This is a genomic window from Flavobacterium sp. ZB4R12, from assembly GCF_048276375.1.
GTDB lineage: Bacteria > Bacteroidota > Bacteroidia > Flavobacteriales > Flavobacteriaceae > Flavobacterium > Flavobacterium gawalongense.
Window position 1 is genome coordinate 70,557 of record NZ_JBLNKS010000005.1, and the last position, 16,767, is coordinate 87,323.

Annotated in this window: 13 protein-coding genes; 10 read left to right on the forward strand and 3 right to left on the reverse strand. The window is 34.5% G+C overall.

Going from position 1 to position 16,767, the window contains the following annotated elements:
• The first annotated feature begins 110 nt into the window (after positions 1–110).
• The 10 genes from ACNO7W_RS04855 (at position 111) to ACNO7W_RS04900 (ending at position 13,694) form a co-directional block, all read left to right on the forward strand.
• Positions 111–3,110, forward strand: coding sequence for a SusC/RagA family TonB-linked outer membrane protein (locus ACNO7W_RS04855; protein ID WP_417937253.1), 3,000 nt, complete (start codon positions 111–113; stop codon positions 3,108–3,110).
• Positions 3,111–3,114: 4 nt separating this feature from the next.
• Positions 3,115–4,569 carry a RagB/SusD family nutrient uptake outer membrane protein gene (locus ACNO7W_RS04860; RefSeq protein WP_417937254.1) on the forward strand — a complete coding sequence of 485 codons (1,455 nt, stop codon included), beginning with the start codon at positions 3,115–3,117 and terminating at the stop codon, positions 4,567–4,569.
• Between the two features lie 18 nt (positions 4,570–4,587).
• The gene (locus tag ACNO7W_RS04865; protein WP_144064659.1) at positions 4,588–5,490 is read left to right on the forward strand and encodes a LamG domain-containing protein; all 903 of its coding nucleotides are present in this window, start codon (positions 4,588–4,590) and stop codon (positions 5,488–5,490) included.
• Between the two features lie 73 nt (positions 5,491–5,563).
• Complete coding sequence (locus ACNO7W_RS04870; RefSeq protein WP_417937255.1) at positions 5,564–6,952, forward strand: glucoamylase family protein; 1,389 nt, start codon at positions 5,564–5,566, stop codon at positions 6,950–6,952.
• 6 nt (positions 6,953–6,958) lie between these two features.
• Positions 6,959–7,240, forward strand: coding sequence for a hypothetical protein (locus ACNO7W_RS04875; RefSeq protein WP_417937256.1), 282 nt, complete (start codon positions 6,959–6,961; stop codon positions 7,238–7,240).
• A 22-nt stretch (positions 7,241–7,262) separates the two neighbouring features.
• Complete coding sequence (locus tag ACNO7W_RS04880; protein ID WP_417937257.1) at positions 7,263–7,667, forward strand: prolyl oligopeptidase family serine peptidase; 405 nt, start codon at positions 7,263–7,265, stop codon at positions 7,665–7,667.
• Positions 7,664–9,964, forward strand: coding sequence for a beta-glucosidase BglX (gene bglX / locus ACNO7W_RS04885; RefSeq protein ID WP_417937258.1), 2,301 nt, complete (start codon positions 7,664–7,666; stop codon positions 9,962–9,964). Before ACNO7W_RS04880 ends, bglX begins: the two co-directional genes overlap by 4 nt.
• A gap of 77 nt (positions 9,965–10,041) precedes the next feature.
• A complete protein-coding gene (locus tag ACNO7W_RS04890; protein ID WP_144064675.1) occupies positions 10,042–10,329 on the forward strand; it encodes a glycoside hydrolase family 97 C-terminal domain-containing protein in 288 nt (95 codons plus the stop codon).
• Between the two features lie 110 nt (positions 10,330–10,439).
• Positions 10,440–12,200 carry a discoidin domain-containing protein gene (locus ACNO7W_RS04895; RefSeq protein WP_417937259.1) on the forward strand — a complete coding sequence of 587 codons (1,761 nt, stop codon included), beginning with the start codon at positions 10,440–10,442 and terminating at the stop codon, positions 12,198–12,200.
• Positions 12,201–12,302: 102 nt separating this feature from the next.
• Positions 12,303–13,694: a M28 family peptidase gene (locus tag ACNO7W_RS04900; protein ID WP_417937260.1), complete on the forward strand. Its 1,392-nt coding sequence runs from the start codon at positions 12,303–12,305 to the stop codon at positions 13,692–13,694.
• Between the two features lie 79 nt (positions 13,695–13,773).
• On the opposite strand, the gene ACNO7W_RS04905 is transcribed toward ACNO7W_RS04900, so the two are convergent.
• From ACNO7W_RS04905 to ACNO7W_RS04915, 3 genes are all read right to left on the reverse strand, one after another.
• Entirely contained in the window at positions 13,774–14,865 is a 1,092-nt protein-coding gene (locus ACNO7W_RS04905; RefSeq protein WP_417937261.1) for a PAS domain S-box protein, read from the reverse strand.
• Positions 14,866–15,137: 272 nt separating this feature from the next.
• Positions 15,138–15,956 (reverse strand): 3-deoxy-8-phosphooctulonate synthase, encoded by an 819-nt coding sequence (kdsA, locus tag ACNO7W_RS04910; RefSeq protein WP_143386242.1) that lies wholly within the window; start codon positions 15,954–15,956, stop codon positions 15,138–15,140.
• Positions 15,957–16,206: 250 nt separating this feature from the next.
• On the reverse strand, positions 16,207–16,656 hold the full coding sequence (locus ACNO7W_RS04915) for a 2-dehydro-3-deoxyphosphooctonate aldolase (RefSeq protein WP_143386241.1): 450 nt from the start codon (positions 16,654–16,656) through the stop codon (positions 16,207–16,209).
• Between the last annotated feature and the right edge of the window lie 111 nt (positions 16,657–16,767).

The following is a 16,767-nucleotide window of genomic DNA, read 5'->3' on the forward strand; positions in this document are numbered from 1 at the left end:
TCTTGTTCGTTTTTACTATTTTGATGTATTCATGTAGTAACTCCATTATGGTTACTATAACGTTGTAATTATCTAATTTGGTCCCACTAACTTTAACAAATTATTAATATATGAGAAATTTTATTTTTAGCTTTTTAGCACTCATTCTACTTCCGGCGTACATGTCTGGTCAAGTAATTAAGGGAAAAGTATTGGATAAGGATGGGATTGGAATTCCTGGAGCAATGATAATTGCTGCCGATTCTAAGACTTCAGCTGATACTGATTTTGACGGTAATTTTAATATCAATGCCAAAGTAGGTGAGGTATTAAAAATTAGCATGGTAGGTTTTGATGCCATATCAGTGAATGCAACATCCGGGGTTATGAACATTACTTTGAAAGAAGCCAAAGACACCGAATTAAAAGAAGTGGTTGTTATTGGATATGGAACCAGAAAAAAGATTGATAATACCACCGCAATTACTTCATTAAAAGCAGAAGAAATATCTAAAACCAAAGTTTTGAATGCTTCACAAGCAATACAAGGTAAAGCCGCTGGTGTTCAAGTAATTTCTTCAGACTTGCCGGGAAGTACACCTTCTGTTGTTATTAGAGGTTTAGGAACTGCATTAGGAGGAAGAACTCCTTTATTTATTGTAGATGGTATGCCTACTGAGAATATTAATAACATCAATACCAATGATATTACATCATATGAGATATTGAAAGATGCTTCTTCATTAGCAATCTATGGAACCAGAGCTGCAAATGGTGTAATCATAATTACTACCAAAAAAGGAAAAGGGGATAAGGTTTCTGTAGAATTTGAAAGCTTTGCAGGTTTTAGAGAGCCTTTGAAAAAAGTAAAAATGGCAGGAAGTAACAAGTATGCTCATTATTCGAATGCAGCTTTGCAAACGACCACTTTTTCACAAGATCAACCTTTAAATACAGATTGGTTTGATGCAATTACCAGAACAGGATCGTATAATCAAAATAACGTATCGGTTTCTGGAGGAACAGAAAATATAAAATACTTTTTCAGTTTAGGAAATTATCAAGAGAAAGCAATTCTTAATGGCTTAGATTACAGTCGTACTACTTTTAGAAATAATAATGAATACAAAATTTCTAAAAAATTGACTTTGAATCAAAACTTTAGTTTCGGTTCAACAAATTCAACTCCAAAACCATTGAGTGCTTTTACAAATGCGTACAAGCAATCTCCAATAGTTCCGGTTCGTTTTCCAAATGGACAATATGGTGTGTCTTTTGTTGGAAACGATGGTTTTGCAGGAACAACAGGTTCTTCATTTAATAATGTAGGGAATCCTGTAGCTCAATTAGACTTTTTTAATGAAAAGCAAAAAAGCATAACATTGCAGGGCGGTTTAAAATTAGACTATGAAATTGTAAAAGCATTAAAATTTACATCGCAGTTTAATGGAGAATATTATACTTGGAAAAACTACAATTTCGAAGATACTAAAAACATCTGGTTAGCTGCTGATCCAAGTAGAGTTGCCTCTCAATACAGCGCTACAGCTAATATCAATTTATTAACTAAAGGAAGAAATCAATATTTCAACTGGAACTTATCTAATTATTTTACTTACAACAAAATTTTTGGAGAAATTCATGATATTGAAGTAACTGGAGGTATTGAAACTTCTGTTAAAGGTTCAAGAGAACAATTGACTATTGCCAGAAAAAATGTGAATGCTGATGCTAATTATTGGTCTCTAAAAGATGTTGATTATGTAGGAACGGTGACTAGTTATAAGGATGAAGTTTTTAATGAAAATAAATTAGCTTCTTATTTTGGCAGATTCCAATATAAATTAATGGACAGGTATTTATTTACTGGTACAATTAGACGTGACGGTTCATCAAATTTTGGTAAAGATTACCGTTGGGGAACTTTCCCTGCCTTTGGTTTAGGCTGGATTGTTACCAAAGAAGAATTTTTGGCTAATGCAAAAGCAATCAATTTATTAAAATTAAGAGGAGGTTGGGGTAAATTAGGAAACCAAAATGTTCCTCTTAATAACCAAGCTTATACTTCAGGACTTAGTAGTTATTTAGGAGGTTCTATATTAAATGAAGGTACTACTATTAATTCTCAAGTTGACCCGAGTTTATCATGGGAAATTACAGAAGAAGCTTCTGCAGGTGTAGATTTTGAATTATTAGATAACAGATTGAAAGGGTCGTTTGATGTTTATGATAAAAAAACAACTAATGTCATTTTAAATACAAAACCATACACTACTTCTGGAATAAGCAATGCTTCACCTGCACATGTTGGGGAAGTTTCTAATAAAGGATATGAAGTAGCTTTACGTTGGGATGATAAACTAACCGATAACTTGAGTTACTGGGTTGGAGGTAATTTTTCTAACAACAAAAATGAGCTTACAGGTTTAAAAAATGCGACACTATCTCCAATTAACGGAGGAGGTTTAGGAAACGGACAGTGGACAAAATTACTGGATAATAGTTCTGTAGGTCAGCCATTGGGTAGTTTCTTTATGTATGAATATGCTGGTTTAGATGCTGCAAATGGTAAAATGTTATATTTTGACGCTACCGGTGCAAAAGTAACCCAAGATGTTTTAGCAGAAGCGGATAAAAAATATGTAGGTTCTATTTTACCAACTTCAACTTATGGTGTTACTTTAGGTTTGAACTATAAAAACTTTGATTTATCAGTTGATGGATACGGTACTTCCGGAGCAAAAGTGTACAACGGTAAAAAAGCACAACGTTTTACTGGAGAAAACATTGAAGAATCACTGGCAACCAATTTCTGGACACCAAACAATACAACTGCTTTGAATCCTGCACCATTTAATTTAGTTCCGGTAGCTTCTACTTACTATTTAGAATCAGGGGATTTCTTTAGAATCAATAATATTACGCTAGGATATAAAATTCCATTAGAAGGAGAATTTTTGAATTCTTGTAGAATATATGTGAATGCGATAAATCCATTTATTACTCAAAAATTCTCAGGTTTTTCTCCAGAATTAAATGGTAATGGCGATCCTTATGGGACTCAAGGTATCGAGTTGGATGCGTACCCTACATTAAGATCGTTTGTTATTGGTGCTAATTTAAAATTTTAATATTATGAAAAAGATATATATATCAATGTTTGTGCTATCCGCTTACTTTGTTTCAGGATGTTCAAGCGATTATTTAGATGTAGATCAAACCGAATCTATTTCTACGAAAGATATAGCATTGTTCAACAATGATCAAGGAGCGGCTACTTTTGTAACGGCAATCTATAGTAAATTTTTAGATTGGAACATGACTTCATTTTCGTGGATTGGATTGTCAAGCATTGCTTCTGATGATGCTGATAAAGGATCTTCTCCCGGAGATACAGGTTCAGATAAAGATGTAATGGATGCATTGACTTACAATGCTTCAAGTCCGTCAACCAGTGAGATTTTTGCGGCTAATTATGAGGGAATTAACAGATGCAATCAAGCATTAAACATTATCCCACAATTAGATCAGGCAAATCCGGCTTTACGAGCCAGATTATTAGGCGAAGCTAAGTTTTTAAGAGCTTTCATGTATTTTACTTTGGTAAAAACCTACGGTGGTGTGCCAATTATTGATCATTTGCCAAATCCATCTTCGGATGAAGATAGAATTATGCAATTAACACGTAAAACAAGTGCTGAAGTATATGCTTTTATAGAAAGTGATTTGGCTGATGCCATTGCGGCATTACCAAACAAATCAGAATATGCTGCTTCTGAAAAAGGAAGAGCTTCAAAAGGAGCCGCTTATGCACTGTTGGCAAAAGTAAATTTATATCAAAAAAACTGGCAGAAAGTCGTAGACAACTGTAATTTGATTACAGGATATGCTATAGTTTCAGATTATGCTTCTATGTTTAGATTGGCAGGGGAGAATGATGCAGAATCAATTTTTGAAATTCAAGGAACTGGTTCAACTCCGGCCAAAGGAATCTCAGGATATTCAGCTACACAAGGTGCCCGTGGTGCCGGTGGATGGGGATGGGGTTTTAATACACCATCTGTGAGTTTGGTAAATGCTTATGAAGCAGGTGACGTAAGAAAAAATGCAACCATTATTTTTGCAGGAACCACTTTGTATGATGGTAGAATAGTACCAACAACGGTCGAAAACCCTAGATACAATTATAAAGCGTATTCTTCTGCTTATACGGATGCATGGGAAACGGATGTGAATATCAAATATTTGAGATATGCTGAAGTACTATTAATGAAAGCTGAAGCATTAAACGAATTAAATCAAACTCCCGCAGCTATTCCTTTGTTGAACCAAATCAGAGTAAGAGCTGGATTAGGAAATACAACGGCTGTATCTCAAGCAGATGTTAGAACTGCAATCTGGAAAGAAAGAAGAGTTGAAATGGCATTTGAACACGACAGATTCTTTGATTTAGTACGTACAGGACAAGCCGTTGCCGCTTTTGCTATTGATGGAAAAACATTTGTTGCAGGTAAACACGAATTGTTTCCATTGCCACAGTCATTCATTACACAAGCAAATGGATTATCGATACAAAATCCTGGTTATTAATTTTAAAAAACAGTAAAAATGAAAAAAAATAAATATATTTTCTTATTTGCTTCTGTTCTGGCTTCACAATTTTTTGTGAGCTGTAATGAGGATAGTATAGATAAAGTAAACAGTCCAATTCCTTACGAGTCAATTGGAGGTTATGAAAACTCAGATGATATTGCTGCCAGTAATTTGATTGCTAAACTGAGTTTTGAGGACAATATTGCGGATTCAAAGAATGGAATTACAGGTGGAGTTGGAACAAATGTTTCTTATGATAATGGTGTAAAAGGGAAAGCGTATAAAGGGTCTTCAAGTTCTTTTATCGCTTATAGTACAGTAGCAAGTTCTTTGGTAGATATAAAGAGCATTACTGTTTCTATGTGGATCAATACGAATCCACACACGGGAGGAGCACAATCCTTATTTATGTTACCAAAAACAACAGATTTTTGGGGGAATATTTTCTCATTGATTGAAGGTACGGGTCCGGCCACTACTATGTTAATGAAAAATCACCTTCAAAAAGATGTAACTCCAAGTATTGCCTGGTCAGGTCAGTTTATTGAACACAGCGGTACTAACGTATTAACTAATATGTTTGGGAAATGGAAGCATGTGGTATGGACGTATAGTGGGGCCAGTTCTACTTACAGTATGTATATTGATGGACAAAAGCTTGATTTGCCTGCTTCAATAGCAAAAAGATATGCTAGCGACCCTCTTGCTGGTGGAGTTGGATATGGCGAACTAGCTAATTCAAATGTTTCAAAATTCATTATTGGGGGATATCAACAACATTTAGGTGCACCCTGGGGTGCTCCGGATGGTTGGATGTTGAATTATACAGGTCTAATGGATGAGTTTAGAATTTATAACGCTGCTCTTTCTGACAATGAAGTTGTTGCTTTATATAAATTAGAAAAAGATAACAGATAAAGGTCTATTGATGCACCTAGTTTGCATAAAACTAGGTGTATATTTTTAGTTATTAATCCAATTATTTATAAAAATGAAAAGTAGCCTATTCTTGTTAATTTTTTTGAGTATTTTGAACTCTTGTTCTTCATCATCCCCTGAAGGTAAGGGTGGCGGAGGTACTCCATTGCCAACAACTCTTACAACTCCTATTCCCGTTTTAACGGATACCGAAGCTTTGGATCAAGTTCAAAAAGATGCGATCAAATATTTTTGGGATTATGCTGAAACCAATTCAAAATTAGCCCGGGAAAGGTATCATACCGATGCTCCTAATTTTGAAGCTAATATCGTTACAACTGGAGGCTCGGGTTTTGGATTAATGTCAATTGTAGTTGGTGTAGAACGTGGATTTGTTAATAGAACTGAAGCTGTTTCAAGACTTGCTACTGCTTTAACTTTTCTCGAAAATGCAGATCGTTTTCACGGTGCATGGCCACATTGGATAAATGGGACAACAGGTAAAGTAATTCCATTTGGAACTAAAGATAATGGAGGGGATTTAGTAGAAACCTCTTTTTTATGTCAGGGTTTATTAACCGTGAGAGAATATTTCAAAAATGGAACTACTGCAGAACAAGCACTTGCAATCAAAGCAGATAATTTATGGAAAGGCGTAGAGTGGGACTGGTACACCAAAGGCGAAAATGCTTTATACTGGCATTGGTCTCCTACTTATGGTTGGGAAATGAATTTTAAACTGGAAGGATACAATGAATGTTTGATTACTTATGTAATGGGTGCTGCTTCTCCAACACATCCTATTCCGGCAGCAGCGTATCATCAAGCTTGGGCAAGAAGTGGAGCAATTGTAAATGGTGGTTCTCAATACGGCATTCCAGTACTATTCAATTATAATGGAGCTACAGGAAATGTAGGTCCTATGTTTTGGGCGCATTATTCGTATTTAGGTTTAGATCCTACTAACTTGACGGATCAGTATGCAGATTATTGGGCATTGACTCAAAATCATGCTAAAATCATGAACAAATATTGTATTGCTAATCCAAAACAATGGAATGGTTATTCTGAAAAATGTTGGGGACTTACGGCAAGTTATACTAGAAATGCAGATGGCACAACTGGGTATACTGCTCATCAACCTTTGAATGATACAGGAGTAATTTCGCCAACGGCAGCTTTGTCCTCTTTCCCTTTTACACCTGCTGAAAGTATGAAATTCCTGCATTATTTATATGATGAGAAAAAGAGTTCTTTAGTTGGAATTGCGGGACCTTATGATGCTTTTTCTCCACATTATAATTGGGTAACAACACGTTATTTAGCAATCGATCAAGGAACAATTGCACCAATGATTGAAAATTATCGTACGGGTTTATTATGGAAATTATTTATGAATGCACCAGAAGTAAAACAAGGTTTAGTAAAACTTGGTTTTCATTCAGGGAAATATAATTTTTAGCGAATTATGAAGTATAAAATTATAGTAATTGCTTTTTTATTTTCATTGAATTCCTTTTCGCAGTCGGATGTAAATGGAAGGATGAAAACTGAAATTGTTGAAAAACACGAATTAGGTTATGCATTACATATTCCAGCGAATACTAAAGAAAAAAAGCCATTGATTATTTTTCTACATGGTTCTGGTGAAAAAGGATCGGATATTGAAAAAGTAAAAAATTCATGGTTCTTTCAAATACTTAAAAAGCCACGAATTAGATGCTTATATTCTGGCCCCGCAATGTCCTGAAAATGAATATTGGGATGAAGAAGTGTTGTATCGCCTGATTTTAAAAATTCAAAAAGAAAATAATATTGATAGAGACAGAATTTACCTAACGGGCCTAAGCATGGGAGGTTGGGGTGCTTGGAATCTTGCTTTTGCACATCCTGAAATAGTTGCGGCATTAGTTCCTATTGCAGGATTTGTAGATAGAGTTCCGATGATAGAAGACTGCAAAATCAAGAACATTCCTACCCGAATTTTTCATGGTTTGTTAGATGATGTTGTCCATGTCGATTACGCGATTACCATTTATAAAAAATTAAAGGCCTGTGATGCTAACGTCCAGCTAACCATCTTTGATGATGCGGGGCACGATAGCTGGTCGAAAGTATATGACAACCAAGAAATTTATGATTGGATGTTTCAACAAATTAAAACAGATAAAAAATGAAAATTAAACTAATTATACTACTCTTTGGCTTTTCACTTTTTGGCTACAGCCAAAAAAAGGCAGCTAAAAAGACGGTTAAAATTAAACCCAAAACCGAATTCGTAGCCGAATTAATGTCGAAAATGACTTTGGAGGAGAAAATAGGTCAATTAAACTTGCCCACTTCGGGAGATATTACAACTGGTGCAGCCAATAGTTCTAATGTGGCTAAAAATATTGAAGAAGGTAAAGTTGGTGGTTTATTTAATATCAAGTCCGTTCAAAAAATCAAAGAAGTACAAAAGATTGCAGTTGAAAAAAGCCGATTGAAAATCCCATTACTTTTTGGAATGGATGTTATTCATGGCTATGAAACGACTTTTCCTATTCCGCTTGGATTATCTTGTACCTGGGATATGAAACTGATCGAAAGAAGTGCACAAATTGCGGCTCAGGAAGCCAGTGCTGATGGAATCAACTGGACTTTTTCTCCTATGGTTGATATTTCTCGTGATCCGCGTTGGGGAAGAGTTTCTGAAGGTTCGGGTGAAGATCCGTTTTTGGGAAGCCAAATTGCAAAAGCAATGGTGCATGGATATCAACAAGATGATTTGTCAAAAAATAATACCATTTTATCCTGTGTAAAACACTTTGCTTTGTATGGTGCGCCCGAAGCAGGACGTGATTACAACACCGTTGATATGAGCAGAATAAAAATGTATAATGATTATTTTCCTCCATACAAAGCCGCTGTTGATGCCGGAGTTGGTTCGGTGATGGCATCTTTCAATGAAATTGACGGAATTCCCGCAACAGGAAACAAATGGTTATTGACCGATGTGTTGAGAAAGCAATGGGGCTTTAAAGGTTTTGTAGTTACTGATTATACCGGTATCAACGAAATGATGGAACACGGAATGGGTGATTTGCAAACGGTATCTGCTTTGGCTCTAAATGCTGGTGTTGAAATGGATATGGTGGGCGAAGGTTTTCTTACTACTTTAAAGAAATCATTGGCTGAAAACAAAGTGAGTATGGAGCAAATTGATAATGCTGTTCGACTTATTTTGAATGCCAAATATGATTTGGGATTGTTTCAAGATCCGTACAAATATTGTGATGAAAAAAGGGCTAAAACTGAAATTTTCACTAGTAGTAATAGAGCTGAAGCCAGAAAAATTGCTGCACAATCTTTGGTTTTATTAAAAAACCAAAACCAATTGCTTCCTTTGAAAAAATCAGGGACTGTTGCCGTGATTGGGCCATTGGCTGATGCCAAAGAAAACATGGCGGGAACCTGGAGCGTGGCCACCAATATGCAAACATCGATTTCATTAATAGCGGGAATTAAAGAAGGGGTAGGAAATTCAACTAAAGTGCTTTATGCCAAAGGAAGTAATCTGGATTATGATGCAGCTTTCGAAGAAAAAGCAACTATGTTTGGTAAAACCCTGCATCGCGATAGCAGAACCAAGGAAGAATTACTTGCGGAAGCTTTGAAAACCGCCAATCAATCCGATGTAATTATTGCAGCTCTTGGTGAATCTGCTGAAATGAGTGGAGAAAGCAGTAGCAGAACCAATTTAGAAATTCCACAAGCTCAAAAAGATTTGTTACAGGAATTGCTTAAAACAGGAAAACCAGTGGTTCTGGTTTTATTTACTGGACGGCCATTGGTTTTAAATCAAGAAAACGCAACTGTTCCTGCTATTCTTAATACTTGGTTTGCAGGAAGTGAAGCAGGAAGCGCTATTGCTGACGTTTTGTTTGGAAATGAAAATCCTTCGGGGAAGTTGACTGCTACTTTCCCTAGAAGTGTAGGGCAGGTGCCTATTTACTACAATCAAAAAAATACAGGAAGGCCACTTTTAAATAAAGAAGGAAAGTTCGAAAAATTCCGATCTAATTATATTGACCTGAGAAATGAACCTTTATTTCCTTTTGGCTTTGGATTGAGTTACACCACATTCGACTATTCGAACCTGAAAATTTCATCGGATAAAATGAATTTCAACGAAAAAGTAACCGTTACCGTTGATGTTACAAATACTGGAAATTTTGATGGGAAAGAAGTCGTTCAATTGTACATAAGAGATTTAGTAGGTTCTGTTACAAGGCCTATAAAAGAGTTGAAAGGATTTCAGAAAATCAATATAAAAAAGGGAGAAAAGCAAACGGTAACTTTTGAAATTTCCGTTGAAGAGTTGAAGTTTTATAATTCAGATTTACAATTTATTGCGGAACCTGGTGCCTTTCAAGTTTTTGTCGGCCCTGATTCCACTACAGAGAAGAAAGTTAGTTTGGAGTTGATTAAATAAATGTGGTTTGTTTATTTAGTGATGACCCTTCGGTAGCAATACCGAAGGGTTTTTTGACCAAAAGAAATGAAATTGTTATGACTGGTGATTATTTGACGATTGCCACAAAAGCAAGAGGAAAGGAATCTTGGTTTCTTGGAGCAATTACAGATGAAAATGCAAGAATAGCAGAAATGGCTTTAAATTTTCTTACCAAAGGGGAAAAGTATAAAACCATTGTTTATGAAAATACAAAAGATGCCGATTGGCAAAAAAATCCTATCGCTTACAAAATAAGAATGATAGTAGTAACAAACAAATCAAAAATCAATTTGAATATGGCACCAGCAGGAGGAACAGCGATAAGCTTCGAACCAATTCAATAAAAAACATATCCTGCAAGTGTTCAAAATCTTGCAGGATATGTTTTTTATTGAATTGTAATAGACTGCTCTCTTTTGGTGAAATTCGAAGTGATAAAAACCACAATATTAAAATGAAAACCATCAAGAACACACTTTTCAGTTTACTCTTTTGCTTTTTTTTAAATGCAAATGCGCAGCAAAAAACCTATTGCAATCCCATCAATATTGATTATGGATATTGCCCAATTCCAAACTTCGTAACACAAGGAAAACATCGTGCTACTGCAGATCCTGTAATTGTAAATTTCAAAGGCAAATTTTTTCTGTTTTCGACTAATCAATGGGGATATTGGTGGAGTGATGATATGAGCAATTGGAATTTTGTACCGCGGAAATTTTTATTGCCGCAACACAAAGTATATGATGAATTATGTGCGCCAGCTGTTTTTGTAATGAAAGACGAAATGTATGTTATAGGATCTACGCACGAACCAACTTTCCCAATATGGAAGAGCAAAAATCCAACCAAGGACGAATGGGAAATAGCAACAGATTCATTAAAAGTAGGAGCTTGGGATCCAGGATTTTTATATGATGAAGAAAAAGATAAATTATTTTTGTACTGGAATTCAAGCAATGAATTTCCTATTTTAGGGACTGAAATTAATACTAAAACATTGCAATCTGAAGGTTTTGTAAAACCCATGATTTCATTGCATCCTAATGATCATGGTTGGGAACGATTTGGAGAATATAACGACAATACTTTTTTGCAACCTTTTATGGAAGGGGCATGGATGACAAAACACAATGGGAAATATTATTTGCAATACGGAGCACCGGCAACCGAATTTAGTGGTTATGCCGATGGTGTTTTTGTAAGCAATGATCCCTTACTAGGTTTTGCTTATCAAGCCCATAATCCTTTTTCGTATAAACCGGGGGGATTTGCCCGTGGAGCGGGTCATGGTGCTACCTATCAAGATAATTTCAAAAATTACTGGCATGTTTCAACTATAGTTGTAGGGGTCAAAAATAGTTTTGAGCGTCGACTAGGGATTTGGCCTGCTGGTTTTGATAAAGATGATGTGATGTATTGCAATACGGCCTATGGCGATTATCCAACGCAATTACCAACCAAAAATGCCGATCATATCAAAGGTTTATTTACGGGTTGGATGGTATTAAATTATAATAAACCCGTACAAGTTTCTTCTACTTTGGGTGGATTTCAACCGAATCTGGCTGTTGATGAAGATATAAAAACCTATTGGAGTGCCAAAACTGCTAATGCCGGTGAATGGTTTCAATCCGATTTGGGTGACGTTTCGACCGTAAATGCTATCCAAATAAATTATGCCGATCAGGATGCAGAGTTTATGGGGAAAACAATTGGTAAGTTTCATCAATATAAAATTTTAGCTTCGATTGACGGAAAAAAATGGACTGTTGCAGTTGATAAAAGTGTCAATAAGAAAGATGTTCCGCATGACTATATTGAATTAGAAACACCAATAAAAGCTCGTTTTTTAAAATTAGAAAACATAAAAATGCCAACAGGTAAATTTGCTTTAAGCGGATTCAGGGTTTTTGGAAAAGGAGCTGGAGAAAAACCAAAAGCGGTAGAAAATTTTGTTGTGCTTCGTGCAGAAAAAAATAAATTTGGTGAGAGAAGAAGTTCTTGGATGAAATGGGAACAAAACGATAGAGCTGATGGATATGTAATTTACTTTGGAAAATCGCCGGATAAATTATACGGAAGTATTATGGTTTATAGTAAAAATGATTATTTCTTTACAGGAATGGATCGAGAGGATACTTATTATTTCCAAATTGAAGCATTCAATAATAATGGTATCAGTACAAGAAGTGAGATTAAGAAAGTGGAATAAATTTGCTTCACAATTTAATCCGTTGGGTATAATTATTTTTTGATAGTTATACCCAACTTGTTTTTTAATATATTTGAATTCCAAATCGTAATAAAAAAATTAATGAAAAAATCAATCGTATCTGTTGTTCTGGTTTTAAATAGCTTTTTTCTTTTTGCGCAAACAAATGATGAAAAAAACATCAAGGAAATCTATAAATCAGCATTAACTAATTCCAAATGTTATTCTTGGTTGGATTATTTATCCAATAAAATCGGAGCTCGATTATCAGGCTCTGCCAGCGCTGAAAAAGCAGTTCAATATACCAAAGCGCAACTGGAAACACTGGGTTTAGACAGAGTTTATCTTCAGGAAGTAATGGTGCCAAAATGGGTACGTGGCGAAAAAGAAACAGCCTATATTCAAGATAAAAAGACTAAAATAAATGTTCCTATTTGTGCTTTAGGTGGATCTATAGCTACACCAAAAAACGGACTTACTGCTGAAGTAATTGAAGTGCAAAGCATTAAAGAATTAACTGATTTAGGGAATAAAATAAAAGGTAAGATTGTATTTTTCAACAGACCGATGGAACCGGAAAATATAGAAACATTTAAATCCTATGGCGGTTGCGTGGATCAAAGATATGCTGGGGCAAAAGAAGCATCAAAGTTTGGTGCTGTGGGTACAATTGTGCGTTCCATGAATTTACGATTGGATGATTTTCCGCACACTGGAGTACAAAGTTATGGTGATATTTCAAAATCGGAATACATTCCTACAGCTGCCATTAGTACCAATGGAGCGGAATTATTAAGCAAAACTTTGAAAAACAATCCAAATTTAAAATTTTATTTTAAGCAATCCTGTAAGCAGATGGAGGATGTTTTGTCATACAATGTCATAGGAGAAATAAAAGGAAGTGAAAATCCGGAAAATATTATGGTTGTTGGCGGACATCTTGATTCTTGGGATTTAGCTGATGGTTCTCATGATGATGGCGCAGGTGTGGTGCAAAGTATGGAAGTGGTAAACATCTTCAAAAAAATTGGCTATAAGCCCAAAAATACCATTCGTGTCGTGCTGTTTATGAATGAGGAAAATGGAGGCAGAGGTGGAGACAAATATGAAGAATTGGCTCAAGCCAATAAGGAAAATCACATTTTTGCTTTAGAAAGTGATTCGGGCGGATTTAGTCCAAGAGGTTTTTCATTTGAAAGTGATGATGTTAATTTCAACAAAATTCTGACTTGGAAAAACCTCTTCGAACCTTATTTAATTCATAGTTTTGTAAAAGGACACAGTGGCTCAGATATTGATCCATTAACGTCTAAAACACTTGTAAAAGCGGGATTAAAACCAGATTCGCAACGTTATTTCGATTATCATCATGCCGAGAATGATACCTTTGATGCCATCAATAAAAGAGAATTGGAGTTGGGAGCAGCAACCATGGCTTCTTTGATGTATTTGATAGATCAAAATGGAATTGAAAAAAGTAAGGAAAATCAATAAGGGATAGAAAACATTTTGGTATCTAAATCTAAAACGTAAGAATAAATTTTAAGGATATAAATAGGAAGGTGTAAAATTTTCAATTTTTAAAAAAAATCGTGAATTTTACACCTTCATTAATTTTGCTCTCCACTTCAATACGACCTCCTAAATTAGTAATGTGATTATAGATTAAGTAAAGTCCTATCCCGTTACTGTCAATATGATTATGAAATTTTTGATGCAATCCGAAAATTTTGTCTTTAACTTTTTCCATATCAAAACCAAGGCCATTATCAGAATAAATTAATTGACTGACTCCGTTTACTTTTTTAGAATAAATAGCGATACATGGTAATGTGTCCGGTTTAGCGTATTTAATTGAATTTGTAATTAAGTTTAGAAATATACTTTTAAGGTATTCTTTATTGAAATTAATTTCAGGAAGCTCTGAAAAGTCAATATTAATGATGATTTTTGAATTTTCTATTAAAGAGTTTATAGAAAGTAACACTTCATTTAAATAATCATTCAAGCTTAATTCTTCAATGGGAGCATTTAATTCATCTTTTTGAATTAACTCATCTACAGAATTTTTTATCGTTTGTCTTAAAGTCTCCGTTGTTGATTTTAGTATAGTTATGAATTCAAGTGTTTCAGGATCATTAATTTTCGAAATATCAATCAGGCTGAATACAGAGAGTAAATTATTTACGGGAGACTTCAAGTCATGCGAAGTGGTGTATGTTAAATGCTTGAGGTCTTTATTGATTTTTGTCAGATTTGCAAGAAGTAAGTTTCGTTCCTCTTCAATTCTTTTTTTGTGTGTAATGTTTTTAGCGATAGCATAAACCAGTTGTTCATTTTCTACCGGCATTGATGTCCAAGATAACCAAACGATCTCTCCACTTTTAGTTAAATACCGATTTTCAAAATTTAAAAGGGGCTTGTTTTTATATACTTGTTCTCTAGTTTCGATAGTAATTTTAAGGTCTGGTGTATAAACAAAACTACTTATGGGTTTAGCATACAATTCCTCATCTGAATAACCTAATAATTTTGAAACAGCGGGATTTATTCTCTTGAAATAGCCATCAAATCCTGCAATACAAATAAAATCAGCTGAGATATTAAAAAAATTATCGAAGTGATATGCCCAATCTGAATCAGGATTTCTTTTTTTTATAGTCATTGAGTTTAAAAGTTATTTGTTATTCGGATTTTAGACAAATACAAATTTTATGAATTGTTTAATTTTATTATTTTAGAAGAAAACATAATATCAAATTTAGCTAATAATTATTTATAAAAGCAATGGTATAAACAAATTTATAATTAAAATAAAACGTATCGCCATCATTTAAATAAAAAAATAGGTCAAACAAAAGGAGGCTATCATTTTTGACAGCCTCCCTTATATTCCATTTGAACATAAAAATGTTCAATACATTTTTGTATCTAAATTTAAAACTGATTTATAGTTTTTCTTATGGCAACTAATTTGGTCATTAAACCTTCAAAATAGTCTAAATGAAGCATATTAGCTCCGTCACTTTTCGCATTAGCGGGATCAAAATGAGTTTCGATAAAAATTCCATCTACACCTACAGCAATTCCAGCTTTGGCAATAGTTTCGATCATATCAGGTCTTCCGCCAGTTACTCCAGCCGTTTGGTTGGGTTGTTGCAGCGAATGCGTAACATCAAGAACGGTAGTCGCATAGTGTTGCATCGTAGGAATTCCTCTAAAATCCACAATCATGTCTTGGTAGCCAAACATCGTTCCACGATCCGTAACCATTACGTTTTGATTGTTGCAATCCAGTACTTTTTGTACGGCATGTTTCATACTTTCCGGACTCATAAATTGTCCTTTTTTTAAGTTTACGACTTTTCCAGTATTGGCAGCAGCCACAACTAAATCAGTTTGACGAACCAAAAAAGCGGGAATTTGAAGCACATCTACATATTGAGCAGCCATTTCCGCATCTTCATTGGTATGAATGTCAGTTACTGTAGGAACTCCAAAAGTTTCAGATACTTTTCTAAGGATTTTCAATGCTTTTTCATCTCCAATTCCAGAAAAACTGTCAATTCTAGAGCGATTAGCTTTCTTAAAAGAACCTTTAAATACAAATGGAATCTCCAGTTTATCTGTGATTCCAACTAGTTTTTCGGCAATGCGCATTGCCATTTCTTCCCCTTCAATGGCGCAAGGGCCAGCAAGTAGGAAGAAGTTACCACTTTCAGTATGTTTGATTTGTGGAATATGTTGTATGTTCATAAATATTTTTTTTGAAAGTGCAAAGGTAATTAGAAATTTTGATTTAGTATTTTTTTGAAGCTAATTCCTGCTATCCGTTACAAATAAAATTCACTGAACTCTAATAAAAATAAAACTTTGTGAAGTAATCTTTTCCTTTTTGGCAGCAAAAAAGAAAAAGATTTTCACTTCAAATGAAATTCACTGAACACCAATTAAAATAAATGCAAAGTGAAGTAATCAGGGCTAGGGAAGTCGTTTGTGTATTTAATTATTTTTTTAAAGTAAGACCAACGGGTACCATTAAAATTCCTTTTTCGTAAATATTCAAATAGAGTTTTACAGGTTTTTTTTGACCTTCCCATTTTAGTTCATACACATCCAGAAAACCTGCACCCAAATCAGTATTTTTTGTTGGAAACGGACAGCAGCTTTCTAATTTTGTATAGGTGATTTTCTCACCTTTAGGTCCAGCCAATGCATTCAAAAAACGCTCTTGATTAATCGTCTCGTTTGCTGTGTTTCCATAAAATAGGTTGATGGGATAGTCCTGGTCATAACCATATTTTTTGTCTTTACTATATTCCGTTATTAAAAAAGTATTTTGATCTGTAACTCTGAGATTAGGCGCATTGCTATCCACATTTTTCAAAGTAGATTTGGTACTTATGCAAGAAACACAAACGAGTAGCAAAGCGATAAAAAGTAGTGACTTTTTCATTTTTTCATATTTTTTTAAACTTCCTTAAACTTTGAACTAAGAATTATTTTGATTATTTTTTTCTTAATTTTGGAATACTATTTTATGCAATATAATAGTGTAACCTAATTT